Source organism: Nonomuraea sp. NPDC050404 (assembly GCF_040655495.1).
Lineage (GTDB): Bacteria > Actinomycetota > Actinomycetes > Streptosporangiales > Streptosporangiaceae > Nonomuraea.
The window spans coordinates 447,769-471,337 of the sequence record NZ_JBFAKB010000004.1; the positions used below are offsets into that span (position 1 = coordinate 447,769).

Genomic DNA, 23,569 nt, shown 5'->3' on the forward strand with positions numbered 1-23,569 from the left:
CTCCGGGAGTTGGGGGTGTTGTGACGGTATGCGCACGCCCTCCTCCCGGGAGAGGTACCAGATTGCCCCTATCACGGTGATATGGATGCTCCGGCGGCATCCGACCAGCGGCGGAATCATCAGGGACCGGGATTCGTCGCGAGGCCACGAAAACTGTCAGTGTCCGAGTGCACACTCAATGCATGCAGAACGAGCCGCTCGAACTCGGCGAGATCTCCTTCAACAACTGGTACATCCACACCGACAAGATGGCGGAGGTCGGCTTCCTGGCGATCGCCAGACGGCTTCCCTCGCTCGTCGGCCAGGCGCTGCGCATGGCCTGGCAGGCGAGCCCGCGCGACACGCTGGCCACGGTCGCGCTCAGCCTGCTCGGCGGGGTGTTCACCGCTTTCGGCCTGCTGGCCACCACCGGCGTGCTGACGGCGCTGTTCAGCGAAGGCCCCACGCCCGACCGCGTCATGGCGGCCCTGCCCAGCCTCGCCCTGGTCGGCGGCGCGGCCGTGCTGCGCACGGTGACGCAGGCCGGCGCGGGCTGGGCGCAGTCCCGCCTCTCGCCCCAGATCGACCGGCTCACGGAGGAGCGCCTGTACGGCCTGACCAGCCAGGTCGAGCTCGTCGCCTACGACGACCCCGACTTCCACGACTCGATGGAACGTGCCAGCAGCCGCGGCGTGTCCGTGGCCGGCTCGGTGGTGACCTACGCCGTTGACGTGGTCACCGCCGCCGTCGGCATCGTGGCCGCCGCGGGCGTGCTGGGCGTGCTGCATCCCGTCCTGCTCCCGCTGCTCCTGCTGACCGTGGTGCCCGACGCCTGGGCCGCCGTGCGCAGCGCCCGCATGCGCTACGCCACCCTGTACGCCCTCGTCCCCGCCAACCGCCGCAAGTGGATCATCTCCCAGCTGCTGGCGGACCGCGATCCGGCCGCCGAGGTGCGCTCGTTCACGATGCGCGGCTTCCTGCTGCGCATGTACGACGCGGTGGCGCGGTCCCAGCAGGACGTCATGCTCCGCCTGGCCGGGCGGCAGATGTCGACCAGGCTGGTGGGCGAGGCCCTCGGCGGCATCGGCACCGCCCTGGTCTACGTCGCCCTCGGCGCCCTGCTCGCGATCGCCGCGATCCCCCTCGCGGTGGCGGGCACCGCGGTCCTGGCCATCCGCTCGGGCCAGACCTCGCTCGGCAACCTCATGTACGCCATCAACCACCTCTACGAAGAGGGCCTCTACTTCACCGACTTCCTCGACTTCTGCGCCGAGGCCGAGCGGCGCGTCCAGGGCCCGCGCCCCGCCGCCGCCCCCGACCACTTCGAGTGCATCACCGCCGACAACCTGACCTTCACCTATCCCGGCAGCGACGCACCGGCCCTGCGCGAGGTCTCCGTCGAGATCAAACGCGGTGAGGTGATCGCCTTCGTCGGTGAGAACGGCTCCGGCAAGACCACCCTCGCCAAGATCCTCTCCGGCCTGTACGAACCCGACACAGGCACCGTCCACTGGGACGACACCGACCTGCGCCAGGTCAGCCCCGACGCCCTGCGCCTGCGTACCGCCGTCATCGCCCAGGACCACACCCGCTGGCCACTCACCGCCCGCTACAACATCACCATGGGCACCGGCAAGGGCGAGCCAGCCCTGCACGCCGCCGCCGCCGTGGCCGGCGCCGACGAGGTCATCGCCGAACTTCCCAACGGTTACCGCACCCTGCTGGACCGACGCTTCAAGGACGGTTGCGAGTTGTCCGGCGGCCAGTGGCAGCGCATCGCCGTCGCCCGTGGCTTCCATCGCGACGCCGACCTGCTCATCTGCGACGAACCCACCGCCGCACTCGACGCCCGCGCCGAACACGCCCTCTTCGAACGCATCCGCGGCCACGCCGACGGCCGCACCGTCCTGCTCATCACCCACCGCCTGGCCAGCGTCCGCTACGCCGACCGCATCTACGTCCTCGACCACGGCAAGATCACCGAACAGGGCGACCACGCCACCCTGATGTCCCGGGGCGGCCTCTACGCCGACCTCTACACCCTCCAGGCAACCGCATACCGGTAGTCCTTCCGCCCGGCAGCCGGTGGTACGGGGCCGGCGCAACGACCCCGTACCACCAGCCGTCCTTGTGCTGCCGAGGGAGCGGTGGCGGCTGGACGGCCGCCCGGCCCTGCCGAGAGGGCGGTGGCGGTTGCCTGGCCTGCCGAGGGGCAGGGGGCGGCAGGTGGACGGCCGCTTCGTGATGTCGGCGGGAGGTCAGCAGGCGGACAGCATGCTGGACAGCGACGACTTCTCCGCGCTGTCCACGCTCAGGCCCCAGTACCACTTGACCTGGATCCAGGAGCGCGCGTACCGGCAGCGCTCGGCCGAGCGGGGTGGCTGCCACTCGGCCGGGTCGCGGTCCGACTTCGACTGGTTGACGTTGTCCGTGACGGCCCAGAGTTGCGGGCCGCCGAGGTCGTTGGCGAACTGCTGGCGGCGGGAGGTGGTCCACGACCAGGCGCCCGAGGTCCACGCCTCGGCCAGCGGGACCATGTGGTCGATGTCCACGTCACTGGCCGCGGTCCAGGTGGCGCCGTCGTACGGGCTGTACCAGGAGCCGGAGGTGGCCGCGCAGGAGGAGTTCGTCACCACGTTGGTGCCGTCCCGCTTGAGCACCTCTTCGCGGGTGTTGCAGGAGCCGCTGACGGTGGTCCAGTGCGGGAACAGGTCCCTGTCGTAGCTGCCGCTGTTGGACTCGGCGGCCACGGAGAGAGCGGCCAGGCGGGAGGCCGCGGTGGAGGCGGAAGGGATGTTCGGGGGGATGGCGGTGGCGGGCTGGGCGGTGATCGTCAGGGTCAGGGCGGTGGCGCAGGCGAGGGTGAGAGCGGCGGGTAACGCGCGGCGGTCGCGAGGCATGAGGGGTGACCCTTCTGCCGCAATCCTCGGACCGGCGTTGAGTGCCGGTCAGTGGCGAGGAAGGCGGGCACCTCGACGGTGACAGCGTCCGGTTGGTCCATATATGGCCAGGTTTGCCGAGCGTTTCGGGGGCCGTTGATCGAGTCCTGACAAAGGTCGTCAGGGAGACGCTGGCGGGATCGTCAACGTTGGGAAGCCGTTCACCGTCACGTCAGGAGACGCATCCGGGCGTGCGCGTCAGGGGGGATGGGCAGGGGCCGTGCGCGTCGGAGGGATGGGGGATGGGCGGGAGCCGTGCGCGTCCGAGGGATGAGCGGGTCGTGGCGTGCCGGGGCGTGCGCGGACCGTCGTCGGAGTCTGAGGCGTGGGCCGACCGTCGTCAGGGCCTGGGAGGTGAGCGGCCATGCGTGTCGTCGTCGCGAGGGCAGGCTCGGAAGGGCGAGCGGGCCGTGAGCGTTTGGCAGGCGGGTGGCTGGTGGGTCAGGCCACGGTGATGTCGAGGAAGATGGGCTTCTTGGCGGCCAGGAGCGGGGTGCCGTCCTCGTCGGTCATCTTCCAGAAGATCTTGCAGCGGCCGGGGGACTCGGGCGCGCGTACGCGTACCGTGATGTCGACCGACTCGCCTGGCAGGACAGGGCCGATTCCTACCCGCTTGGGTGCCTTGCACGGGGTGTCGTTCATGCGGGTCAAGTAGCGGTCCTGCCAGGGGACGTTGCCCGCGTTGCGGATGCGCCAGGTCTTGTCGAAGGAGGACTTCGCCTGTACGACGCTTCCGTCCGGGTAGGTCACGTCCCGCTCGAAGACCGAGTCGTCGCGCGGTGAGGCGGTCGGAGCGGTGGGTGGGGCGGTGGGGCTGGCCGCCGGGGTGGGCTCGCTCTCCGCGTCCTCCGAGAGGAGCGGCAGGCCCCAGCCGATGAGAACGGCCCCCGCGCCCACGACCGCCAGCACCGCCGCGAGGATGACCGGCCGCGACCGTCCGTTGGAGCTGGTGCCAGGGGTGGTGGAGCCGGTGGAGCCGGTGGCGACGGTGCGGTTCCCTGGGTCAGCCGCGCGGGCTCCAAAGTCGGCGGCGGAGGTGCCGGGGTCAGTGGCGCGGGTCTCGGTGACAGGTGCGTCGGCTGCGGTGCTGGGCGTGCTGTGGGCCGCTGCCCCTGGCGTGCGGGTCCCTGCCTCGGGCACGTGGGCCGCTGCCTCGGGCGTGCGGGTCCCTGCCTCGGGCATGTGGGCCGCTGCCCCAGGAGTGTCGGCCGCTGCCTCGGGCGTGGTCCCTGCTCCGGGCGTGTGAGCCCCGGTGCCGGACGCGCGGGCCTCCGTGCCGGACGTGCGGGTTTCAGGGTCGGGGGAGCGCGAGGCAGGTGCGGCGGGGGTGGATGGGCGGGTGGGGGTATGAGAGCCGGGCGAGTGGGTCTCGGGGGTGGAGGTGTGAGAGCCCGGCGGGTGGGGCTCGGAGGTGCTGGTGTCAGAGCCGGGCGGATCGGTTTCGGGGGTGGGGGAGTGGGGGCTGGGCGGGTGGGGTTCGGGGGAGTGGGGGTTGGGGGTGTTGGTGGGCATGGGGGAATCGTCCTTCGCGTGCGCGGCTTGGCCGGCCTCCTCCCAGTACGCCCGCCACTCGCTCCTGACCGACTCCGTATCCCGGCCCAGCCGATCGACGGCCAGCACCCGGACGAACTCCCAGGTGGTCTCCCAGCTCGGCAGCACGCTGCCCCGGGCCGCCGCGGCCAGTGAGGACTTGGACGCGGCGGCCCCGAGACGCGAGGCCATGTCGGCGAAGGAAGGATCGCCCGCCTGCTCCTTGAGCTCCCAGAGCCGGTGTGCGAGCAGCGCGACGGGACCGGAGCCGGGGTCCGGCCGGATCGGCCTGCGCCCCCGTCGTGCCCCCGCCCCTTCGTCTCCGGGCGTCTCCGCCATCCCACCTCTGCTTCGGTCGACCGCCCCGTACGGCCAGTGCCGTACCACACCAAGAACAAAGGAGGTTACCAAAGCCGACTCCGGGCAACGATTCGCCGACGGGAGAACGCGCTCAGCCGATCAAAGGCCGGGTGGATCGTCCGGATCCGTCAGCCGCAGTGGGAGACTTCCTTGATGGACTGGACGGTCGGGTGCGGGCCCTTGAACTTCTTGTTGCCGTAGTCGCCGCCCCGTACCCAGATGCAGGCGTCACTGGCCTGCGCCACCCTGATCTTGAGTCCCCGCGAATGCTTGCAGCGGTTGTGGTAGTAAACGGTGACGCTCGAAGTGCCGTCGTCGCCGTAGGAGTAGCTGAAACAGCGGGTCTTTCCGCGAATGACGTCGAGCGCGCTCTGCTGCGTTTGCGCGGAGGCGGCGTTGGCCGTGGAAGTGACGCCGGCGGTGGTCGCGGTGGTGGAAACAGCCGTCACGGGCGCCGCGCCGGCGGCCGTGGAGTAAACGAACATCGAGGCGGCCGCGGAGGCCACCACGAACGTTGCCTTCGTGCTAATCCTCATCTGACTTCCTCCATTTCTGTGGGACTTGCCGTGCTTTCCATCAACACCTTCACCCGGCGTCGCGGCTCGGGCCAAGCGATTACTGTCCGAGCATTGTCCAAAGCCCGGCTGGACAATAGAAGGCCCAGGTCAGAGCGGTGTGGGTGGCAAATTTCCGCGAAATGGACAGAGTGGTCAAGGGTGGTTGACGGGGTGTTTGCGTGCGGCTATGCAAAAGCAGGGCGCGAGAGTCGCGCCCTGCCGTATTTTCCGTGAGAAGCCCTTCTACTCGGCCCGGATGTTGTCGATGAGTACTTCTCCTCCGGTATTGAGGAACACCCAGACCGCGCGAATGTCACTGGGGTCGAGAGTGACGCCGACCGGACAGCTGATCTGCTCGAAGCGTTCGGTGATGGTTTTGCTCGAACCGGGGTTGGTCCACGTCCACAGGCCGCCCTGGCACCAGGACGAGGATTCGCCGACCTGGACGGCGATTTCGCCGACGGTGCCGACCTCGCCGGCCTTCAGGTCGAACTTCAGCATCGTCTTTCCCGTCAGGTCGAGTGGCGCGGCCAGTCGCCTGCCGAACCAGTTGCCGGCGACGGGAGTGGACACTTTGAGGCCGTTCGCGCCCTCGGTGTGGAAAAGCGGGGACTGTGCCACGGTGCCCCCGTCGTTCGGGTTGGCGATGGTGAAGTCCTCGGTGCCGGACTCGAAGGAGAAGATCGTTCGCGACTCCGGCAGGATCGGGCTGTCATCTGGTACGCCGCCGCAGGCCAGCACGGGTGCGGCCCAGTCGGCGTGGACGCCGGCCGTTGCCGACTCCACCACGAGGCGCAGCCACGCGGCGCCGGTCAGGTCCGCGGTCAGGGTCTTCGGCGCCTCCCCGGCGGCGACGGGTCCGCTGGTCGCGGCGGCGGTGTCGTCGGCGTACACGGTGAAGGTGACGGGACCGCCCGCCGCCTCGTCGTCGATCCCCACGTCGGTGACCAGCCCGGAGCAGCGCCCGCCGAGGTAGTAGCGCAGTTCGCTGCCGGTCGTGGTGCCCAGGCCGCGCGGGTACACCTTGCCGCCGATCGTGATGAGGTTGCCGTCGTTCTCCAGCGCCCCGCCGTTGCTCTGGTCGGCCTCCACGGGGCCGGTGGCGTTGACGGAGGTGACGGGTTCGATCGTGCTCAGGTGCCGCCGCCCGTCCTGCGGGGCGGTCACGACCACGGCGACGACCTGGCTGGACGTGGTCGCCGGGCGGTGTCTCGGTCCCCATTCGTAGGCGGCGGTGACGTCGATCGGGTAGCGGCCGGCCGGTGTGTCCGCGGGCACCCCTATCCGCCAGGTCGTCTCCAGGGTGGCGTCCGTGGCCAGGCGGGCGCGCCGGCGCTCGGTCGTCGCGGTGGCCGTCCAGCCGTCGGGGACCCCCGCAGAAACCGACACCTCACGGATCGCGCCGACGCCGCGGTTGGTCACGGTGGTCGTCAACGTGCCACCGCCGGTCGGGTCCGATCCGTCTGGCGTCGTTGCCGGTGTTCCGTCCCGGGCCGGGGATGTAGGTGTTCCGCCGCCGGTCGGGCCTGGTACGACGGTGCCGAGTTCCGCGCCGACCGCGACCGCGGGGGCCACGGTCGCGGGGTCGCGCAGTGGCCGTACCCGATAGACGACGGTTCCGTGTGCGGGGACGCCCGCCGAGATCGTGGATCTGACCTGCGAAGCACGGCCCGTCCAGACGTCCGTCAGCCGGTACGCGCCCGCGCGCCGCAGCCCCGTATCGGCCGTCGCGACGCTGATCGTGGCCAGGGAGTCGGTGGAGTTGTACAGCGCGATGGCCCGGTCGCCGTTGGCGAGCGGCTTGTCCAGCACCATGAGCCCGTTCCCGTCGGAGACGACGGCGCCCTGGACGCCGAGCCGGTCCTGGTCGATGGCGATGAGGTCCCGGTTGCCGAGGATCGCGAGGGTCTGCGGGGTGGCCTTGCGCAGGTCGGTGCCGATGATCAGCGGCGCGGCCATCATGGCCCACATGCTCATGTGGGTGCGGTACTCGGTGTCCGTCATCCCGCCGTTGCCGATCTCCAGCATGTCGGGGTCGTTCCAGTGGCCGGGTCCCGCGTACGCGGCCAGCGGCGCGTTCTGCCTGATGATCGAGCGCAGGCTGGCCCAGTTGTCGCTGATGTCACCCGTCGTACGCCACAGGTGGCCGACCCCCTTCGCCCAGGTCCACGGCTGCGAGGTGCCCCACTCGCAGATCGAGTACACGAACGGCCGCCCGGTCTTGTCCAGGGCCTGGCGCATGGCGGTGTAGCGCCGGATGTAGTCCGCCTGCGACCCGTCGGACTGGTTGTTGCAGTTGTCGTACTTGAGATAGTCGACGCCCCAGTCCGCCCAGGTTTGGGCGTCGATCTCCTCGTGGCCGAGACTGCCCGGGTAGCCGGCGCAGGTCTTGGTGCCGGCGTCGCCGTAGATGCCGAGCTTGAGCCCCTTGCCGTGTACGTAGTCCGCGACGCCCTTGATCCCGTTCGGGAACTTCGCCGGGTCGGGCACCAGCCTGCCGTCCGGGCCGCGCTCGCGCAGGGACCAGCAGTCGTCGATGTTGACGTACTGGTAGCCGGCGTCCTTCAGGCCGCTGGAGACGAACACGTCGGCCGTCTCCTTGATCAGTGTCTCGTTGACGTCGCAGCCGAACGCGTTCCAGTTGTTGAAACCCATGGGCGGCGTCGCCGCCAGTGCCGGCGGTGATGGTACGGCGGCGGCCTGGGCGGGCCAGGTGAGCGCCGAGGACGCCAGGAGAGCCAAGGACGAGACGAGGGCCGCGAAGGAGCGTAAGGGCCGTCCCCGTTTCCGCATCATGCGCCTCCAGAGGTGACATGCGGTAGCGAATGGGGACGCTATAGACGGGAGTGACGGGCGTCAAGATCTTGGTTAACTGGTTCATGTAAGTTCAATTACACGAACCAGGCGGATCGCCGTGAATCGGTTAAGCCCGGCGATCCGCCGGGTGCCGTCAGATGACCGTGCCGGCCGGTCCGGTGAGCAGCGTGACGCCCGCCCCGGCGAAGTTCGCCAGGTCGGCGACCGCGGCCTTGCCCTCCTCGCTGGCCGCGGCCGTGTTGAAGGACTTCTCGTCGTCGAAGGTCAGCACGGCGACGAGGTGGTAGGCCGGCCGATCGCCGCCGGTGGCTGCGGGCCGCATGGTCGTGTACGCGCGCACGCCCGGCATGCGGGCCGCGAGCTGGGAGTGCGTCTCGTCATAGTGCTTGTCGAACGCCGAGGCGCTTTCCGGGTGGTTGTAGAGCACGATGAGCTGGAAAGCCACTGCCGCCTCCAGAATCAGGGGTGTGCCTTCGATGAAACCCCCGCCCCGGCTCGCGCGATAGAGGCGGTTCGAGGTGAGGTCAGTGCCGGTCCGGTGTTCAGCGCCGTCCGGCTGCAGCGCCGCCCGGGTTCAGTGCCGTCCGGCTGCAGCGTCGTCCGGGTGCGGCGTCGTCCAGGTGCAGCGTCGTCCAGGTGCAGCGTCGGTCGGGTTCAGCGCCGTCCGTGGATGGCGGTCTGGCGCAGGATGGATGGGCGCATCAGGGCGGAAGGGGGGTCGATGAGGCCGATGACGCGGGCGAAGGCCAGTGCGCACGATGGGTCGCGGGTGGCGGCGCGCTGGACGCGGGCCACGTACCGGCCGATCATCCGAGACAGCAGCGCGGGCTCGCCGGGGACGCCGGGGAAGGCGAGGTCCGCGGTGAGGGCGAGTTGCCAGACGGGTTCCGTGACGCGCATGGCGGCGCGGAAGTAGCGGAGTTCCAGGTCGGCGCGGCCCTGGGCGAGGGTGTCGCGCAGGGCGATGGCCTGGAGGGCGGCGGCGCTCATGCCCTGGCCGTACAGGGGATCGACGCTGCAGGTGGCGTCGCCGGCCGCGATCAGGCCCGGCAGCGGCCGGCCGCGCAGGCGGTCGTAGCGGCGGCGCACGGCCTTCGGGAAGCGGGCCGGTGTCACCTGTTCCGGCAGGTGGGCGGCTCGCAGGGCGGGCAGTACGTCCGGCATCGACTCCGGGACCACGGTGGCCACGAAGTCGAGGAAGCCGGCCGGGTCGGTGGGCGGGTGGTCGCCGCACATGCCGCCCGCGCTGAGGATCCAGCGCTCGCCCTCGACGCGGAACAGCGCCAGGGCGCGCGGGTTCTGCGGCGTTGCGCCGATGAGGACCAGCAGGTCGCCGCCCAGCGCGTCGGCCGGCAGGTCGAGATAGCAGGTTCCGTAGCCGACGCCGACCTCGACCTCCTCGACCGGCGGCCGTTCGAGACCCGCCTCGCCCAGCCAGGTCGCCGCCCGCCCGGCCCGGCCCATCGCATCCACGACCAGATCGGCCTCAAGCACCCGCTCCCCGCCCGGGTCAGGCGTTCCATCGGTCGCGTGGTCGTGGTCGTTGCGGCCGATTCTGGCGCCGGTTACCCTGCCGGACTCGATGACGGGGGCGATGGCGTCCCAGCCGTCGAGCAACTCGACGGCCGGCAGGGCGAGCAGGCGGCGGCGTACGTGGTCCTCCAGGAAGGGGCGGGTCAGCGCGAGCCCGCGCTGCGGCGTCGAGGCCCGGCACATGCGCTGCCCGCCGAGCACCATGCGGGCCTGTTCAAGCGGCCGGTACGGCACCGCCCCCGCCGCCTCCAGCTCCGCCACCACCCCAGGGAACAGCTCGTCGATGATCTGCTGGCCGCGCGGCAGCAGCGCGTGCGCGTGTCTGCCCTGTGGCACGCCCCGCCGGGGCCCCTCGGTGAGCCGGTCGCGCTCGACGATCGTGACCCGCTCGTACCTGTCGGCCAGCACCCGCGCGGCCAGTAGCCCCGCGAGCCCGGCGCCGAACACCACCGCGTGGTCCATTCGCTCAAGATCCCTTATGTAACCCATGTCTGCCAAGGCCCAAGTGATCTATCCTCGGCGATATGTCCGAGAATGAGAGCGGGTTAGCGGGGGTCGACGCCAAGACCCCGAACGCCGCGAGGATCTACAACTACTTCCTCGGCGGAAAGGACAACTTCGCCGTCGATCGGGCCGCCGCCGAAACCGTGCTCTCGATGGCGCCCGAGGTCCGCGTCGCGGCCATGGAGAACAGGGAGTTCCTGGTCCGCGCCGTGAAGTACCTGGTCGCCGAGGCGGGCGTCAGCCAGTTCGTGGACATCGGCGCGGGGATCCCCGCCGAGCGTCCCGTCCACGAGGTCGCGCAGGCCATCGATCCCGGGTCCAGGGTCGCCTACGTGGACAACGACTCGGTCGTGCTCACCCACTCCCGCGCGCTGCTCGGCGGACGCCCCGGCACCGCCGTCGTCGCGGGGGACGCGCGCGATCCCGACGCCATCCTGTCGGCGCCCGAGCTGAACGTGCTAATTGACCTCGACCGGCCCGTGGCGGTGATCCTCATCGCCATCCTGCACTTCGTGCCGGACTCCGACGACCCGGCCGGGCTCGTACGGCGCCTGCTCGACCGGTTGCCCTCCGGCAGCCACGTGGTGATCACGCATCTGTCCGACGGCGGGGTGCCGGACGATCCGCGTATCGCCCAGACCAGGGCGCTCTACAACGGCGGGCTGTTCTTCCGCTCGCGCAAGGAGATCGAGGGGCTCTTCGACGGGTTCGAGCAGGTGGAGCCCGGTGTGGTCGGGGTGGGGCAGTGGCGCCGCAACCTCGGGGCGGACGACGCCACCTCGTGGTGGCTGGGCGGCGTGGCCCGCAAACCGTAGGTTCGCGGGCCGGGGTCGCTAGCCGAGCCAGCCCGGTGCCACCAGTACGGCCCAGGCCGCCAGCGGGCCGACCGCGACGATCACGCCGCCGTACGCCAGGAGCCTGCGGTAGAAGACGTCCCGTTCCATGCCCCTGACGTTGGCCACCAGCAGCGCCCCCGTCGTCGAGAACGGGCTGACGTCCACGATCGCCGACGACACCGACAGCGCGGCGATCATGGCGATCGGCCCCAGCGTGCCCTGCGACAGCAGCGGCACGGCCAGCGGCACCAGCGCGCCCAGGATGCCCACGGTCGAGGCGAAGGCGGACACGATGCCGCCCACGTAGCAGATGAGCAGCGCCACCAGCAGCGGGATGCCGATCGCGGCCACCGCCGAGCCGACGTAGTCCACGGTGCCGATCTCCTGGAGAACGCCCACGTACGTGACGACGCCGCAGATCAGCAGCACGGTCGGCCAGGCCACCTTCTCCACGGCGCCCTTGTTGGACTTGGGGGAGGTGAGGGAGAGGATGACGGCCACGGTGACGGCGGTCAGGCCGACGTCCAGCTTGAACGCCAGCACCGCCACGCAGAGCCCCAGGATGCCGGTCAGCGTCAGGGCCTGGTGCGGGGTGAGCCGCAGGCTGCCGCCGGTCGCGGTGTCCCTGGCGACCGCGGTGCCGACCCCGCCCTCGCCCGTGCCGGTGGCTGCGGTGCCGACCCCGCCCCCGCTCGTGCCGCTGGTTGAAGACCCGCTCGCGGGCGTTCCCTCCGCGCCCCCGGTCCCGCCTGAGCCTGTGGTTCCGCTCGCGGAGGATGTGGAGGATGTGGAGGATGTGGAGGATGTGGAGGACGTGGAGGATGTGGAGGACGCGGAGGGCGCGGTCGTGTCGATGGCGCCGCGCCGTACCAGGTCACGGCCGCCGAAGACGAAGTAGACGGCCACCGCCGCGGCGGCGTTGAACGCGAAGCTGGACAGGAACAACACCAGGTTGTTGCCGGGCAGGTTCGACTCCCTGGTGACGCCGTTCACGATCCCGCCGAGCACGCTGATCGGTGAGAACGCGCCCGCCTGCGTCCCGTGCGCGACCATGAGCCCGATCAGCATCGGGTGGATCCGATAGTCGGCCGCGAACCCGAACGCGATCGGCGCCAGAATCGCCGCCACGGCCGGCGCAGGCGCCCCCACGGCCGTCAGCAGGGCCGAGATGGCGAACACGACCAGCGGGATGGCCGCCAACCGGCCCCGTACGAGATGCACCGAGGCCCGTACCAGCCAGTCCACCGTGCCGTTGTTGGTGGCGATCGCGAACAGCAGCGTCACCCCGACGAGGATCACGAACAGGCTGCCGGGGAACGCGTCCAGGATGACGTCGGTCTCCATGCCCGCGGCCAGCGTGCCGACCAGGAAGGCGCCGACGAGGGCCAGCGCTCCGAGGTTGACGGGGAAGAGCGTGGCCACGACGAACATGACAATGAGGGCGAGAATGGACAGGAGCTCTGCGGACACTGCGTACTCCGATCTCCCCCGAACGTTATGGCAGGCCGGCCGCCCAGTGGACGAGCTCGACCGGGTGGCGCGCGGCGCGTCCCGCGCCGTGTGCGATCTGCTGGCGGCAGGAGACCCCCGTGGCCGCGAGCAGGGTGTCGGGTGAGGATGCGGCGATCGCCGGGAAGAGCCGGAGAGCGCCGATCTTCATGGACAGGTCGTAGTGCTCGGCCTCGAAACCGAACGATCCGGCCATGCCGCAGCAGCCGGCGTCGATCTCCGTCACCTCCGCTCCGGGAATCCTGGACAGCAGCGCGCGGGTGGCGGCCGTGCCGGTGACGGCCTTCTCGTGGCAGTGGCCGTGCAGCAGGATCTCGCGCCCGCGCAGCGCTTCGCCCAGCTCCAGCGCGCCTTCGTCGATGGCTTCCGTGAGCAGTTCCGGTACGAGCCCGGCGCGGGCCGCCACCGCTTTCACCCGGGGGTCGCCGGGGAGCAGGGCGGCGTACTCGTCTTTGAGCGTCAGCAGGCAGGACGGCTCCAGGCCGACGATCGGGGCGTCGGAGGCGGCCAGGCGGCCGACCATGTCCGAGGCCATCGTGCGGGCCCGGTCGAGCAGGCCCTTGGAGATGCTGGAGCGGCCGCAGCAGCCCTCGGCGGCCAGGCGGACCCGGTAGCCGGCGCGCTCCAGCAGCTCGACGGCGGCGCGGCCGATGGCGGGCTCGCTGTAGGTGGTGAAGGAGTCGGCCAGCAGGATGACCTCCCGGCCGCTCTCCTTAGGTTTTCTGCGGGCGAACCAGCGGGTCAGGCTGGTCCGGTGGAAGCGGGGGAGCGGTCGGCGCCGGCTCAGGCCGAGCGGCCCGCGTACGGCTCCGGCCAGCCAGTTCGACACCGGCGCGGTCGCCGAGCCGAGCCGGTTGAGCGTCCTGATCGCGCCGAACAGCCGCGCCCGCAGCGGCACGCCGTGCACGCCCTGGTACTGGTGCAGGAACTCGCTCTTCAGCGCCGCCATGTCCACCCCGAGCGGGCACTCCGACTGGCATGCCTTGCACTCCAGGCAGAGGTCGAGGATGCCGTGCAGCCGTTCGTCGCCGAGCGCCTGGCGGGGATCCGGTGCGGAAAGGGCCTTGACCAGGGCGTTGGCCCGGCCGCGGGTGGAGTGCTCCTCCTCGCGGGTGGCCATGTACGACGGGCACATGACGCCCGTGTCGTCCTTGCGGCACACGCCGACGTTCATGCACCGGTCGGCCGCGCCGTGCATGCCGTTCGCGAACGTCAGGGTGGTGGCGAGCGGGGGCGGCGCGGGCATCGCCGGGTCCCGCAGGTGGTCGGTCATCGGCGGCGCGTCCACGATCTTGCCGGGGTTGAGCCGGTTGTGCGGGTCGAAGACGTGCTTGACCTGCCGCATCGCCTCGTAGACACGATCGCCGAACAGGCGCCGGTTGAACTCGGAGCGGGCCAGCCCGTCACCGTGCTCGCTGGAGTTCACGCCGCCGTGCCTGGCGGCCAGGTCGGCGATCTCCTCGGCCACCTCCCGCATCGCGGCGATCTCTCCCGGTACGCGCAGGTCCACGAACGGGCGGATGTGCAGGCAGCCGACCGAGCAGTGGCCGTAGAAGCCGGCCCGCAGGCCGTGGCGGTCGAGGATGCGGGCGAACTCCTCGACGTAGGGCAGCAGCCGCTCCGGCGGCACGGCCGTGTCCTCCACGAAGGCCAGCGGCCTGCGGCTGCCCACGCTGGAGGCCATCAGCAGGCCGAGCCCGGCCTTGCGCACCTTGAGCACGGCCGACTGCTGCTGCGTGGTGACCGCCCTGAGCGTGTGGTAGCCGTGGCCGTTCGCCTTCCAGGTGGCGGCCAGCTTGTCCACGCGGTCGGCCACCTCGTCGGGCGCGTCGCCGAAGAACTCCACGAACAGCAGCGCCCGCGGGTCGCCCTCCAGGATGTCGCCCAGCCCGGCGTAGTCCACGCGCTGCCTGGACAGGTCGAGGATGGCCTTGTCCAGCAGTTCGACCGAGGCGGCGTCGAAGGCGAGGGCGTCGGCGGTGGCGGCGATGGCGGCGGGGGTGGAGGTGAAGTGGCCGACGGCGATGGCCTTGGCCCGGGGCCGCTCCACCAGCCCCACGGTGGCCTCGGTCACGACGGCCAGCGTGCCCTCCGAGCCGACGATCAGTTTGGTCAGGTCCGGGTGGCCGCTGCCGGCGGCCGTGCCCGCGAGACCGAGTGCGGCGGCGTCGAGGCGGTAGCCGCCCGAGTGGCGCCAGAAGCGGGGAAACCCCGACAGGTCGAGCCCTTCCAGCACCTCCGCCACCGCCGCGTTCAGCCGGGCGTCCGTGGCCAGGTCGGGCGTGGTGGCGTCGGCCAGCACCACGCGCAGGGCCTGGACGTGGTCGATCGTGGAGCCGTACAGGATGGAGTGGCTGCCGGCCGAGTTGTTGCCGATCATGCCGCCGATCGTGGCCCGGTTGCTGGTCGAGGTGTCCGGGCCGAACATCAGCCCGTGCTTCCCCGCCGCCCGGTTGAGCTGGTCCTGCACCACGCCGGGCTGCACCCGCGCGGTCCTGCCGTCGATCTCCAGGATGCGGTTCATGTGCCGGGAGAAGTCCACGATCACGGCCGCGCCCACGGTCTGCCCGGCCAGGCTGGTGCCCGCGCCGCGCGGCAACACCGGCACGCCCAGCTCGCCACAGGCCGCCACCAGCGCCTGTACGTCGTCGGCGCCCTTGGGGAAGGCGACGGCCAGCGGCTCGATGGCGTACATGCTGGCGTCGGAGGAGTAGAGGTGCCTGGTGTAGGGGTCGTCCCGGACATCGCCGGCCAGCAGCGGGGCCAGCGTTCGCGCCAGATTCACCCGACACCCTCCAGGTAGGACAGTGCCGCCCGTGCCCCGCCCTCCTTGATCGGCACCCCGGCCAGGGACAACCCCATCTCCACCCCGCTCAGCGTGCCCGCCAGCATCAGGTCGTTGAAGTGGCCGAGGTGCCCGATGCGGAAGACGCGCCCGGCGAGCCGGCCCAGCCCGGTGCCGAGCGACATGTCGTACCGCTGCAGGATCAGCCGCCTGACCGCGTCGGCGTCGTGCCCGTCCGGCATCAGCACGGCGGTGAGCGAGCTGGAGTGTTCGCGCTCGTCGGCGCAGAGCACCTCCAGGCCCCACCCCCGCACGGCGCGCCTGGTCGCCTCGGCGTGCCGGTCGTGCCGGGCGAAGACCGCCTCCAGGCCCTCCTCCTCCAGCATGGCGAGCGCCTCGCGCAGGCCGTACAGCAGGTTGGTGGGCGGGGTGTAGGTGAAGAAGCCCTGCCGGTTGGCCGCGATGATCGGCTCCCAGTCCCAGTACGAGCGCGGCAGCCGCCCCCGATGGGCCAGGGCCTTCGCGCTGACCGCGTTGAACCCGAGGCCGGGCGGCAACATCAGCCCCTTCTGCGAGCATCCGACGGTCACGTCCACCCGCCACTCGTCGTGGCGGTAGTCCATCGAGCCCAGCGACGAGATCGTGTCCACCAGCAGCAGCGCCGGATGGTCGGCCCGGTCGAGGGCGGCGCGGATCTCCGGGATCCGGCTGCGCACGCCGGTCGAGGTCTCGTTGTGCACCACCATGACGGCGGCCACGTCGGGCGTCAGGCGCGCGGCCAGCGCGTCCGGGTCGGCGCCATGCCGCCAGTCGCCGGGGATCAGGTCCACGACCAGGCCGAGCCTGGTGGCCATCTCACACCACAACGAGGAGAAGTGCCCGGTCTCGAACGCCACCACCTTGTCACCCGGCGACAACGTGTTGACCAGCGCCGCCTCCCAGGCCCCCGTCCCGGATGACGGGTAGACGACCACGGGCCCGGCCGTCTTGAAGACGGGCTTCAGCCGTTCGAGCAGTTCGCCCGAGAGCGCGGCGAACGCCGGCCCCCGGTGGTCGATCGTGGGCTGGGCGATCGCGCGCAGCACCCGGTCGGGAACGTTGGTCGGCCCGGGGATCTGCAGGAAGTGCCGGCCCACTGTCTTTCCACCTCCGTGCCATCTCACGGCACGGTGTGCCGTGGTGCGGTTCATTAACATTAAAATCAGCCCGCAGAGGAGTCAATGCATGCAGAACGTGATCAACGCCCTCCGGGTGCTCGAAGAGGTCGCCGCCCGCCAGCCCGTCGGCGTGGGCGAGCTGTCGCGCGGGCTCGGCCTGCCCAAGAGCACGGTGCAGCGTTCGCTGAAGACGCTGCACGAGGCCGGCTGGATCAAGCCCGCCGGCGGCGAGGTCACGCGCTGGCAGGTGACCAGCAAGGCCCTGCGGGTGGCACGCTCCACGGAGCTGGGCCTGCGTGACGCGGCCGTGCCCGTCATGGAGGAGTTGCGCCAGCGCACCGGCGAGACGATTCACCTGATGGTGCCGGAGGGCGACGCGGTCGTGCTGATCGAGCGGCTGGAGACCGACAAGCCGCTGCGCATCGTGTTGCCGCTGGGCATCAGGCTGCCGCTGCACGCCTCGGCCAACGGCAAGGCCGTCCTGGCGCACCTCGGCCGCCCGCTCGCCGAGCTGCCCGGCTACACCGACACCACGATCACCGACCCGCTGGCGCTGCGGGCCGAACTGGACGCGGTCATCGAGCGCGGGTACGCCGACAACCGCGGCGAGTGGCGCTCCGACATCGCCGCCGTGGCCGCCGCGATCCCGGGCCCGGCCGGCCCGATCGCCAGCCTCAGCATCTCCACCCCGGCCAGCCGCATGACCGAGGAACTGCGCGCGGAGTACGGCAAGCTGGTCACCCGGGCCGCCAGGACACTGGGTGAGACGCTCGGCTGACGGGTGCTCCCCGGCCGAGGGGCGGCGTCACCTCAACCCGAACCGAGCTGCGCGTACTGGCCCGTCTTCGGCTTGACCGGCACCATCACCCGCACCGACTTGGCCTCGCGGAAGGTGAACGTCATCGGCACCGTGTCGCCGCGCGCGCCGCTGACCGTGCCGATGGGCCGGTTGCCGGTGCCGTACGCCTGGCCGGGCTGGAGCGTGACAGGACCGGCCAGCCGCACGCTGCCGCCGCCTTCGACGGTGACGCGTTCGAGCTGGTCGGGCCTTCCGCCGTCGTTGACCAGCACCGCGTACAGGGGCTGCTGGGCGGCGGGCGTGGCCGGATCCGCGCTGCCCAGCAGGAAGGCGTTGCGCAGGGACAGGGTCGTGCCCACGTCGGCGTTGGCGCCCTCGTTCTGCGGCGTCGAGTTGGCCTTGTCGAAACCCGCGTTCGCGCAGCCGGCCGACGCCAGGGCCACGACGATCACGGCGGAGACGATGGAACGCATCGCACTGCCCCCCTCACCGAACGTCACCGTCCGCTACCCCCGAACCCTGCCTCCAACCATGGTGACCGTTGATGATCTGTGATGTACCGTCACCGGTAACGCGGGACCTACCCCAGGAGCGGTAGATGGCCGAGCAGCAAGGACTCGACGCGACAGGACAGCAGAAACGACGTCAACTGGTCCGGGCGGTGGTCGCCTCCGCCGTCGGCACCTCGATCGAGTGGTACGACTTCTTCCTCTACGGCTTCGCCGCCACCACCATCTTCGCGGAGCTGTTCTTCCCCCAGAGCGACCAGACCACCGGACTCCTGCTCGCCCTCGGCACCTACTTCGGCGGTTTCGCCGCCCGCCCCATCGGCGCGGCGATCTTCGGCCACTACGGCGACCGCATCGGCCGCAAGGCCACCCTGATCATCACCCTCGTGACCATGGGCATCGCCACCGCGCTCGTCGGCCTGGTGCCCACCTACGAGCAGATCGGCATCTGGGGCGGCGTCCTGCTCACGCTCCTGCGCCTGCTGCAGGGCATCAGCGTCGGCGGCGAGTGGGGCGGCTCGGTGCTGCTCGCGACCGAGTGGGGCAAGACGCGCGGCGGGCGGCGCGGCTTCCTCGGGAGCTGGCCGCAGTTCGGCGTGCCGGTCGGCCTGGTGCTCGGCTACCTGGCGTTGCAGGTGTTCGAGCCGCTGGACCCGTACTGGGGCTGGCGCATCCCGTTCCTGCTCAGCCTCGTGATGGCGGGCGTCGGCCTGTACATCAGGCTCGGCATCCTGGAGACGCCGGTCTTCGCCAAGGTCGTGCGGGAGAACCGGGTCGAGCGGGTGCCGGTGCGGCAGGTCATCGCCAAGAACTGGCGGGAGATCGTGCTCAGCGCGCTGCTGCGCACCGGCCAGCAGGCGCCGTTCTACATCTTCACCGTCTTCATCCTCTCCTACGCCACCAGGACGCTGGGCTTCGCGCCGAGCGACGTCTACACGTACGTGATCGTCGCGGGTCTCGTCTCGCTGGTCACCGTGCCGTTCTGGGGCTACATCTCCGACCTCGTGGGCCGCAGGCGGCTCTACATGATCGGCGCCGCGCTGATGGTGGTGTGGTCGTTCATCTACTGGCCGCTGCTGGACACCCGCGTGCCCGCCCTGGTCTTCCTGGCCATCGTGCTGGCCGCGCCCATCCACGACATCCAGTACGGCCCGCAGGCCACGTTCATCGCCGAGAGCTTCACCGGCCGGCTGCGCTACAGCGGCGCGTCCCTCGGCTACCAGCTCGCCTCGGTGACGGCCGGCGGGCCCGCGCCGCTGATCGCCGTCTGGTTGTACGCCACCTACCAGAGCTCGTTGTCGATCGCGATCTACATGGCGATCTGCGGCGCGATCAGCGTGGTGGCGGCGTACCTGCTCAAGGACCGCTCCCAGCAGGACTACTCCGTCGAGTACGACGAGGCGCAGTCCCGCTGACCTTCACGCCTGCTCGGCCACCACCGGGTTGGACAACTCGCCCAGCCCCTCGACCGCCACCGTCATCGTGTCGCCCGGCCGGACCGGGCGCACGCCGGGCGGCGTGCCGGTCATGATGATGTCGCCCGGCTCCAGGGTGGTGAACGCCGAGACGTAGGCGATCAGGGTGGGGATGTCGAAGATGAAGTCCGCCGTACGGCCGTCCTGGCGGACTTCGTCGCCGACCGTGCAGGTCACGCGGACGTCGGTGGGGTCGAACTCCGTGTCCACGTACGGGCCGAGCGGGCAGAAGGTGTCGAAGCCCTTGCCGCGCGTCCACTGCGGGTCGCTCTTCTGGATGTCGCGGGCGGTGACGTCGTTGCCGATGGTGTAGCCGAACACCAGCCCCATCGCGTCCTCGGCCGCGACCCGCCGCCCGCGCCGCCCGATCACCACGACCAGCTCGGCCTCCGGGTCCAGCCGCCCCGACAGCGCGGGGTAGACGACCTCGTCGCCGGGGGCGGCGATCGAGGACGGCGGCTTCATGAAGATCAGCGGCTCCTTGGGCACCGGGTTGCCGAACTCGGCCGCGTGGTCGGCGTAGTTGCGGCCCACACAGAGGATCTTGCTGGGGGTGACGGGGGCGAGCAGGCGCACCTCGCCCTCGACGGGGGCTCCGGGGACCAGCTCCGTGTACGGGTCGCCGGTGGCGGCGCGTACCGTGCCGTCGGGGTCGAGCACTCCCCAGCGCGCGGTGCCGGCGTCGTCGTACCTGATGATGCGCATCTTGCTCCTCAGCAGCCGTTGTACTTGTTCGTCCAGAGGCGGCCCTCGGCCGCGTCCGCCTTCTCCTCGAGGATTTTCAGCCTGAGCATGACATCAAGGGTGCGTTGTACGACAGCCGGGTCGAAACACCCCTTCTCGGACAACGCGGAACTCATCGCCTGCACCGTGCGCAGCACCGTCGCCCGGTCGCTGCTGCCCAGGTCGTCCATGATCTGGCCGGCCACCGCGTCCGGCTGCTGCTTCACCTTCGCCGTCGCCTGCGTCAGCACCCGGCTGAAGGCGGCGGCGGTCTCCGCGTTCTCCTCGGCCCACTGCCGCGAGGTGGCCCAGGCGGTGTAGTCGAACTTGTCCAGCTCCGGCACCTCACCCTTGGGGCCGTCGATGAGGACCACGCCGAAGCCCTTCTCCGCGGCCACGTACGGGGTCGGCGGCGACAGGTGGTAGGCGTCGATCTGGCCCTTCTCCAGCGCGGCCAGCAGCGCGGACCCGCCGCCGAGCGGCACCAGCTCCACGTCCCGCTCCGGGTCGAGGCCGACCGAGCCCAGGTAGTAGCGCATGTAGGTGTCGGTGGGGGAGCCCGGCGAGGTGATGCCGATCTTGAGCCCCTTGAGCGCGAGCAGGCGGTCGCGCAGCGGCGAGGTCCCGGTGACCTTCGCCCGCTCGGCGGCCTCCTTGCGCATGACGAGCGTGAGCGTCACCCGGTTCAGGATGTCGTGCGCCATGACCACCGAGTCGTCGCCCGCCCTGCTCAGCTCGGCCAGGTCCTCGAAGCCGACGTCGGCGTACTGGGCCTGGCCGGAGGCGAGCGCGGCCATGCTGTCGTTGCCGCTCTCCACCTCCACGATCTCGATCGTGAGACCTTCCTTGGCGAACAGGCCGTCGTCCTGGGCGACGTACAGGGCGGAGAGGAAGACGTTCGGCGCCGACACGATCGTGATCTTCTTGGCCGCCTCCTCCTGCGACCCGCCGCACCCGCTCACCGCGGCGAGGAGCACCGCGACCGCCGCCAACCGCGCTCTCATGGGAACCTCCTTCAGTGCGTCGATTTACAGGGCGTCGTCGCCGCGCAGCCTGATCTCGGGCCGCCAGCGCAGCACGCGGGACAGGGGACGCAGGGACATGGACAGCAGCAGCACGATCGCGGCCAGCACGATCGTTCCCGCGATGACCCCCGCGGTCTGGTAGCGCCCCGCCGCCGCCCTGGTCAGGTAGCCGATGCCGCGGTTGGAGGCGATGAACTCGCCCACCACCGCGCCGATCATCGCGGCGGGCAGCGTGACCCGCAGGGCCGCCAGCACGTACGGCAGCGCGCCCGGCAGCAGCACCGACCGCATCGTGGCCCACCGGTCGCCGCCCATGACGCGGGTGACGTCGATCAACCCCTGCGGCACCTGCCTGATGCCCTCGACGGTGTTGATGAAGACCACGAAGAAGACGAAGTACGCGGCCAGCACGATCTTGGGCGCCAGCCCAATGCCGAACCAGAGGATGAACACCGGCCCGAGCGCCACCGCCGGCACCGAGTACGCGATGAGGAAGTACGGCTCCACGATCCGGTAGGCCACCCGGCGCAGCGCCAGCGGCCAGGCCAGCAGCACCCCGAGCGCCGCGCCGATCAGGAAGCCCAGCGCGGTCGAGGTGAGCGTGAACCGCGCGTGGAACCAGAAGTCCGCCGAGCCGAACCACTCGGCCAGCCGCTCGGCCACCGCCGACGGGCTGCTGACGAAGAACGGCCTGACGAGCGTGCCCGAGGCCAGCTCCCACGCCACCACGGCCCCCGCCGCCAGCCCGATCCGCCCGGCCCAGACGATCGCGCGCCGGGTCCTGCGGTGCCGCGCCCCGCGCCGCCGTACATCGTCGAGCACCTGTTGACTCATCCGTGCGGCCTTTCTGAGGACCACGGCAGGGCTCGCGCCTCCACGGCCCTGATCAGCGCGTTGACCAGCATGACCAGCGCCGCCACGACCACGATCCCGGCGAAGACGGTCGCCGTCTCGAACTGGCGCGACGAACGTACGATGAGGAAGCCCAGCCCCTGGGTGGCCGCGATGAACTCGCCGAGAATCGCGCCGACCATGGCGCGCGAGAACGTCAGCCGGATGCTCGCCACCACGGCGGGCGCCGCGCCCGGCAGGATGATCGTGCGCACGAGCCCCGCCCCGCGCGCCCCCATCACCCGCGCCACCTCGACCAGCCCCGGCTCGATGCCCCGCACCCCCGCCATGGTGTTGGCCAGCACGATCAGGAACACCATGAGCGCGGCCAGCAGGATCTTCGGCAGCAGCCCGAGGCCGAACCACATGATGAACATGGGCGCCAGCGCGATCTTCGGGATCGAGTAGAAGGCCGCCAGGAACGGTCCCGCGATCTCGTCCAGCGCCGGCACCGCCACCAGGACCAGCGCCGCCACCAGGCCGACCGCGATGCCGATCAGGTAGCCGGCGCCCGCCTCGCCGAGCGTGACCCCGATGTGCCCCCACAACTGCCCATCGAGTACCAGCTCCACGAGGCGGGAGGCCACCTCGGACGGGCTGCTCACGTACCGCGGCTGCACGACCAGCGGCGCGCCGAACTCCCACAGCAGCAACAGCGCCGCGCCCAGCAGCACGATCCCGGTCCGCACCAGCCGCCGCTCCCCGGCCGCGGCGGCCTTCGACCGCTCGGCGGCCCGGCCGAGCACCTCGGCGGCGGCGTTCCTGGTGGCCTCGCGGGCGTCCGGGATCGTCATGTCGCCGCGATCTCCATGCGGATGTCGTCCCACAGCGCGTCGTACAGCTCCCGGAACTGCGGCAGGTCGTGGATGTGGAAGACGTCCCTGGGCCGGGGCAGGCCCACCTCGTAGTCCCGCTTGATGCGGCCGGGGCGGCAGGTGAAGGTGATGATCCGGTCGCTGAGCGCGATGGCCTCGACCAGGTCGTGGGTGACGAACAGGACGGTCGGGCGGCGCAGCTCCCACAGCTTGAGCAGCTCGTCCTGGAGGATCACCCGGGTCTGCGCGTCCAGCGGGCCGAACGGCTCGTCCATCAGGACGACGTCGCTGTCGTACGCGAGCGTGCGCACGATCCCGGCCCGCTTGCGCATGCCGCCGGACAACTCGTGCGGATAGTGGTTCTCGAAGCCGGCCAGGCCGACCAGCTCGATGAACTCGCGGGCCCTTCTGCGCCGCTCGTCCTTGGGCACGCGGCGCAGCTCCAGGCCGTACTCCACGTTGCGTAACATCGAGCGCCACGGGAGCAGGTTGTCGTCCTGGGTGATGTAGCCGACCTCGGTGTTCACCCCGCTCACGGGCCTGCCGTGGTGCACGACCCGCCCGGCCGACGGCTGGGTCAGGCCGGCGAGCAGGTTGAGGATGGTGGACTTGCCGCAGCCCGACGGCCCGACCAGGCTGATGAACTCGCCCGGCCGCGCGGCGAAGCCGACGTCCTCCAGGGCTAACAGGGGCTGTGCGGTACGTCCCCGGAATCCCTGGGAGCCCCGGGGGACGAACGCCTTGTAGACCGCCTCCAGGCGGATGGCCTCTTCGAGTGGTGGTTTCGCCGGATCAACCATTCGATCAGCTCCATACTGGATACCGA

The 23,569-nt window shown here is 70.9% G+C and carries 19 protein-coding genes; 4 read left to right on the forward strand and 15 right to left on the reverse strand.

Annotation, left to right across the window (positions count from 1 at the left end):
* Positions 1-182 precede the first annotated feature (182 nt).
* The gene (locus AB0I81_RS13520; protein ID WP_360655055.1) at positions 183-2,045 is read left to right on the forward strand and encodes an ABC transporter ATP-binding protein; all 1,863 of its coding nucleotides are present in this window, start codon (positions 183-185) and stop codon (positions 2,043-2,045) included.
* 192 nt (positions 2,046-2,237) lie between these two features.
* On the opposite strand, the gene AB0I81_RS13525 is transcribed toward AB0I81_RS13520, so the two are convergent.
* The 6 genes from AB0I81_RS13525 to AB0I81_RS13550 form a co-directional block, all read right to left on the reverse strand.
* A complete protein-coding gene (locus tag AB0I81_RS13525) occupies positions 2,238-2,879 on the reverse strand; it encodes an HNH endonuclease family protein (protein ID WP_360655058.1) in 642 nt (213 codons plus the stop codon).
* Positions 2,880-3,359: 480 nt separating this feature from the next.
* Complete coding sequence (locus AB0I81_RS13530) at positions 3,360-4,787, reverse strand: NBR1-Ig-like domain-containing protein (protein WP_360655061.1); 1,428 nt, start codon at positions 4,785-4,787, stop codon at positions 3,360-3,362.
* Between the two features lie 149 nt (positions 4,788-4,936).
* Complete coding sequence (locus AB0I81_RS13535; protein ID WP_360655064.1) at positions 4,937-5,344, reverse strand: hypothetical protein; 408 nt, start codon at positions 5,342-5,344, stop codon at positions 4,937-4,939.
* 264 nt (positions 5,345-5,608) lie between these two features.
* Positions 5,609-8,107, reverse strand: a complete 2,499-nt coding sequence (locus AB0I81_RS13540) for an NPCBM/NEW2 domain-containing protein (RefSeq protein ID WP_360655067.1) — start codon at positions 8,105-8,107, stop codon at positions 5,609-5,611.
* A 208-nt stretch (positions 8,108-8,315) separates the two neighbouring features.
* Entirely contained in the window at positions 8,316-8,627 is a 312-nt protein-coding gene (locus AB0I81_RS13545) for an EthD family reductase (RefSeq protein WP_360655070.1), read from the reverse strand.
* 209 nt (positions 8,628-8,836) lie between these two features.
* A complete protein-coding gene (locus AB0I81_RS13550) occupies positions 8,837-10,177 on the reverse strand; it encodes an FAD-binding monooxygenase (protein ID WP_360655073.1) in 1,341 nt (446 codons plus the stop codon).
* Between the two features lie 62 nt (positions 10,178-10,239).
* Here AB0I81_RS13550 and AB0I81_RS13555 point away from each other — a divergent pair, with 62 nt between their 5' ends.
* Complete coding sequence (locus AB0I81_RS13555) at positions 10,240-11,034, forward strand: SAM-dependent methyltransferase (RefSeq protein WP_360655076.1); 795 nt, start codon at positions 10,240-10,242, stop codon at positions 11,032-11,034.
* 18 nt (positions 11,035-11,052) lie between these two features.
* Here AB0I81_RS13555 and AB0I81_RS13560 read toward each other — a convergent pair whose 3' ends face one another.
* Genes AB0I81_RS13560 through AB0I81_RS13570 form a run of 3 tightly spaced genes read right to left on the reverse strand, consistent with a single transcriptional unit; the run spans position 11,053 to position 16,485 of the window.
* On the reverse strand, positions 11,053-12,525 hold the full coding sequence (locus AB0I81_RS13560) for an SLC13 family permease (RefSeq protein WP_360655079.1): 1,473 nt from the start codon (positions 12,523-12,525) through the stop codon (positions 11,053-11,055).
* 25 nt (positions 12,526-12,550) lie between these two features.
* The gene (locus AB0I81_RS13565; RefSeq protein WP_360655082.1) at positions 12,551-15,349 is read right to left on the reverse strand and encodes an FAD-linked oxidase C-terminal domain-containing protein; all 2,799 of its coding nucleotides are present in this window, start codon (positions 15,347-15,349) and stop codon (positions 12,551-12,553) included.
* A complete protein-coding gene (locus AB0I81_RS13570; protein ID WP_360655085.1) occupies positions 15,346-16,485 on the reverse strand; it encodes an aminotransferase class V-fold PLP-dependent enzyme in 1,140 nt (379 codons plus the stop codon). The genes AB0I81_RS13565 and AB0I81_RS13570 overlap by 4 nt, the downstream gene beginning before the upstream one ends.
* 88 nt (positions 16,486-16,573) lie before the next feature.
* Here AB0I81_RS13570 and AB0I81_RS13575 point away from each other — a divergent pair, with 88 nt between their 5' ends.
* Positions 16,574-17,284: an IclR family transcriptional regulator gene (locus tag AB0I81_RS13575; protein ID WP_360655088.1), complete on the forward strand. Its 711-nt coding sequence runs from the start codon at positions 16,574-16,576 to the stop codon at positions 17,282-17,284.
* A 32-nt stretch (positions 17,285-17,316) separates the two neighbouring features.
* Here the strand turns inward: AB0I81_RS13575 and AB0I81_RS13580 are convergent, their stop codons facing one another.
* Positions 17,317-17,778 carry a hypothetical protein gene (locus AB0I81_RS13580; RefSeq protein WP_360655091.1) on the reverse strand — a complete coding sequence of 154 codons (462 nt, stop codon included), beginning with the start codon at positions 17,776-17,778 and terminating at the stop codon, positions 17,317-17,319.
* 125 nt (positions 17,779-17,903) lie between these two features.
* Here AB0I81_RS13580 and AB0I81_RS13585 point away from each other — a divergent pair, with 125 nt between their 5' ends.
* Entirely contained in the window at positions 17,904-19,229 is a 1,326-nt protein-coding gene (locus AB0I81_RS13585) for an MFS transporter (RefSeq protein WP_360655094.1), read from the forward strand.
* Positions 19,230-19,232: 3 nt separating this feature from the next.
* On the opposite strand, the gene AB0I81_RS13590 is transcribed toward AB0I81_RS13585, so the two are convergent.
* Genes AB0I81_RS13590 through AB0I81_RS13610 form a run of 5 tightly spaced genes read right to left on the reverse strand, consistent with a single transcriptional unit; the run spans position 19,233 to position 23,543 of the window.
* Positions 19,233-19,994: a fumarylacetoacetate hydrolase family protein gene (locus AB0I81_RS13590; RefSeq protein WP_360655097.1), complete on the reverse strand. Its 762-nt coding sequence runs from the start codon at positions 19,992-19,994 to the stop codon at positions 19,233-19,235.
* A gap of 8 nt (positions 19,995-20,002) precedes the next feature.
* Entirely contained in the window at positions 20,003-21,016 is a 1,014-nt protein-coding gene (locus AB0I81_RS13595) for an ABC transporter substrate-binding protein (RefSeq protein ID WP_360655100.1), read from the reverse strand.
* Positions 21,017-21,040: 24 nt separating this feature from the next.
* On the reverse strand, positions 21,041-21,871 hold the full coding sequence (locus AB0I81_RS13600) for an ABC transporter permease (RefSeq protein ID WP_360655103.1): 831 nt from the start codon (positions 21,869-21,871) through the stop codon (positions 21,041-21,043).
* On the reverse strand, positions 21,868-22,722 hold the full coding sequence (locus AB0I81_RS13605) for an ABC transporter permease (RefSeq protein WP_360655106.1): 855 nt from the start codon (positions 22,720-22,722) through the stop codon (positions 21,868-21,870). Before AB0I81_RS13605 ends, AB0I81_RS13600 begins: the two co-directional genes overlap by 4 nt.
* Positions 22,719-23,543 carry an ABC transporter ATP-binding protein gene (locus AB0I81_RS13610; RefSeq protein WP_360655109.1) on the reverse strand — a complete coding sequence of 275 codons (825 nt, stop codon included), beginning with the start codon at positions 23,541-23,543 and terminating at the stop codon, positions 22,719-22,721. Before AB0I81_RS13610 ends, AB0I81_RS13605 begins: the two co-directional genes overlap by 4 nt.
* Positions 23,544-23,569: the final 26 nt, after the last annotated feature.

What these genes read in the sequence shown, in the direction of transcription:
- AB0I81_RS13575 (WP_360655088.1), top strand. Translation starts at nt 16,574, where the DNA reads ATGCAGAACGTGATCAACGCCCTCCGGGTGCTCGAAGAGGTCGCCGCC.
- AB0I81_RS13550 (WP_360655073.1), bottom strand. Translation starts at nt 10,177, where the DNA reads ATGGACCACGCGGTGGTGTTCGGCGCCGGGCTCGCGGGGCTACTGGCC.
- AB0I81_RS13595 (WP_360655100.1), bottom strand. Translation starts at nt 21,016, where the DNA reads ATGAGAGCGCGGTTGGCGGCGGTCGCGGTGCTCCTCGCCGCGGTGAGC.
- AB0I81_RS13555 (WP_360655076.1), top strand. Translation starts at nt 10,240, where the DNA reads ATGTCCGAGAATGAGAGCGGGTTAGCGGGGGTCGACGCCAAGACCCCG.
- AB0I81_RS13525 (WP_360655058.1), bottom strand. Translation starts at nt 2,879, where the DNA reads ATGCCTCGCGACCGCCGCGCGTTACCCGCCGCTCTCACCCTCGCCTGC.
- AB0I81_RS13535 (WP_360655064.1), bottom strand. Translation starts at nt 5,344, where the DNA reads ATGAGGATTAGCACGAAGGCAACGTTCGTGGTGGCCTCCGCGGCCGCC.
- AB0I81_RS13585 (WP_360655094.1), top strand. Translation starts at nt 17,904, where the DNA reads ATGGCCGAGCAGCAAGGACTCGACGCGACAGGACAGCAGAAACGACGT.
- AB0I81_RS13520 (WP_360655055.1), top strand. Translation starts at nt 183, where the DNA reads ATGCAGAACGAGCCGCTCGAACTCGGCGAGATCTCCTTCAACAACTGG.
- AB0I81_RS13590 (WP_360655097.1), bottom strand. Translation starts at nt 19,994, where the DNA reads ATGCGCATCATCAGGTACGACGACGCCGGCACCGCGCGCTGGGGAGTG.
- AB0I81_RS13580 (WP_360655091.1), bottom strand. Translation starts at nt 17,778, where the DNA reads ATGCGTTCCATCGTCTCCGCCGTGATCGTCGTGGCCCTGGCGTCGGCC.
- AB0I81_RS13610 (WP_360655109.1), bottom strand. Translation starts at nt 23,543, where the DNA reads ATGGTTGATCCGGCGAAACCACCACTCGAAGAGGCCATCCGCCTGGAG.
- AB0I81_RS13605 (WP_360655106.1), bottom strand. Translation starts at nt 22,722, where the DNA reads ATGACGATCCCGGACGCCCGCGAGGCCACCAGGAACGCCGCCGCCGAG.
- AB0I81_RS13530 (WP_360655061.1), bottom strand. Translation starts at nt 4,787, where the DNA reads ATGGCGGAGACGCCCGGAGACGAAGGGGCGGGGGCACGACGGGGGCGC.
- AB0I81_RS13600 (WP_360655103.1), bottom strand. Translation starts at nt 21,871, where the DNA reads ATGAGTCAACAGGTGCTCGACGATGTACGGCGGCGCGGGGCGCGGCAC.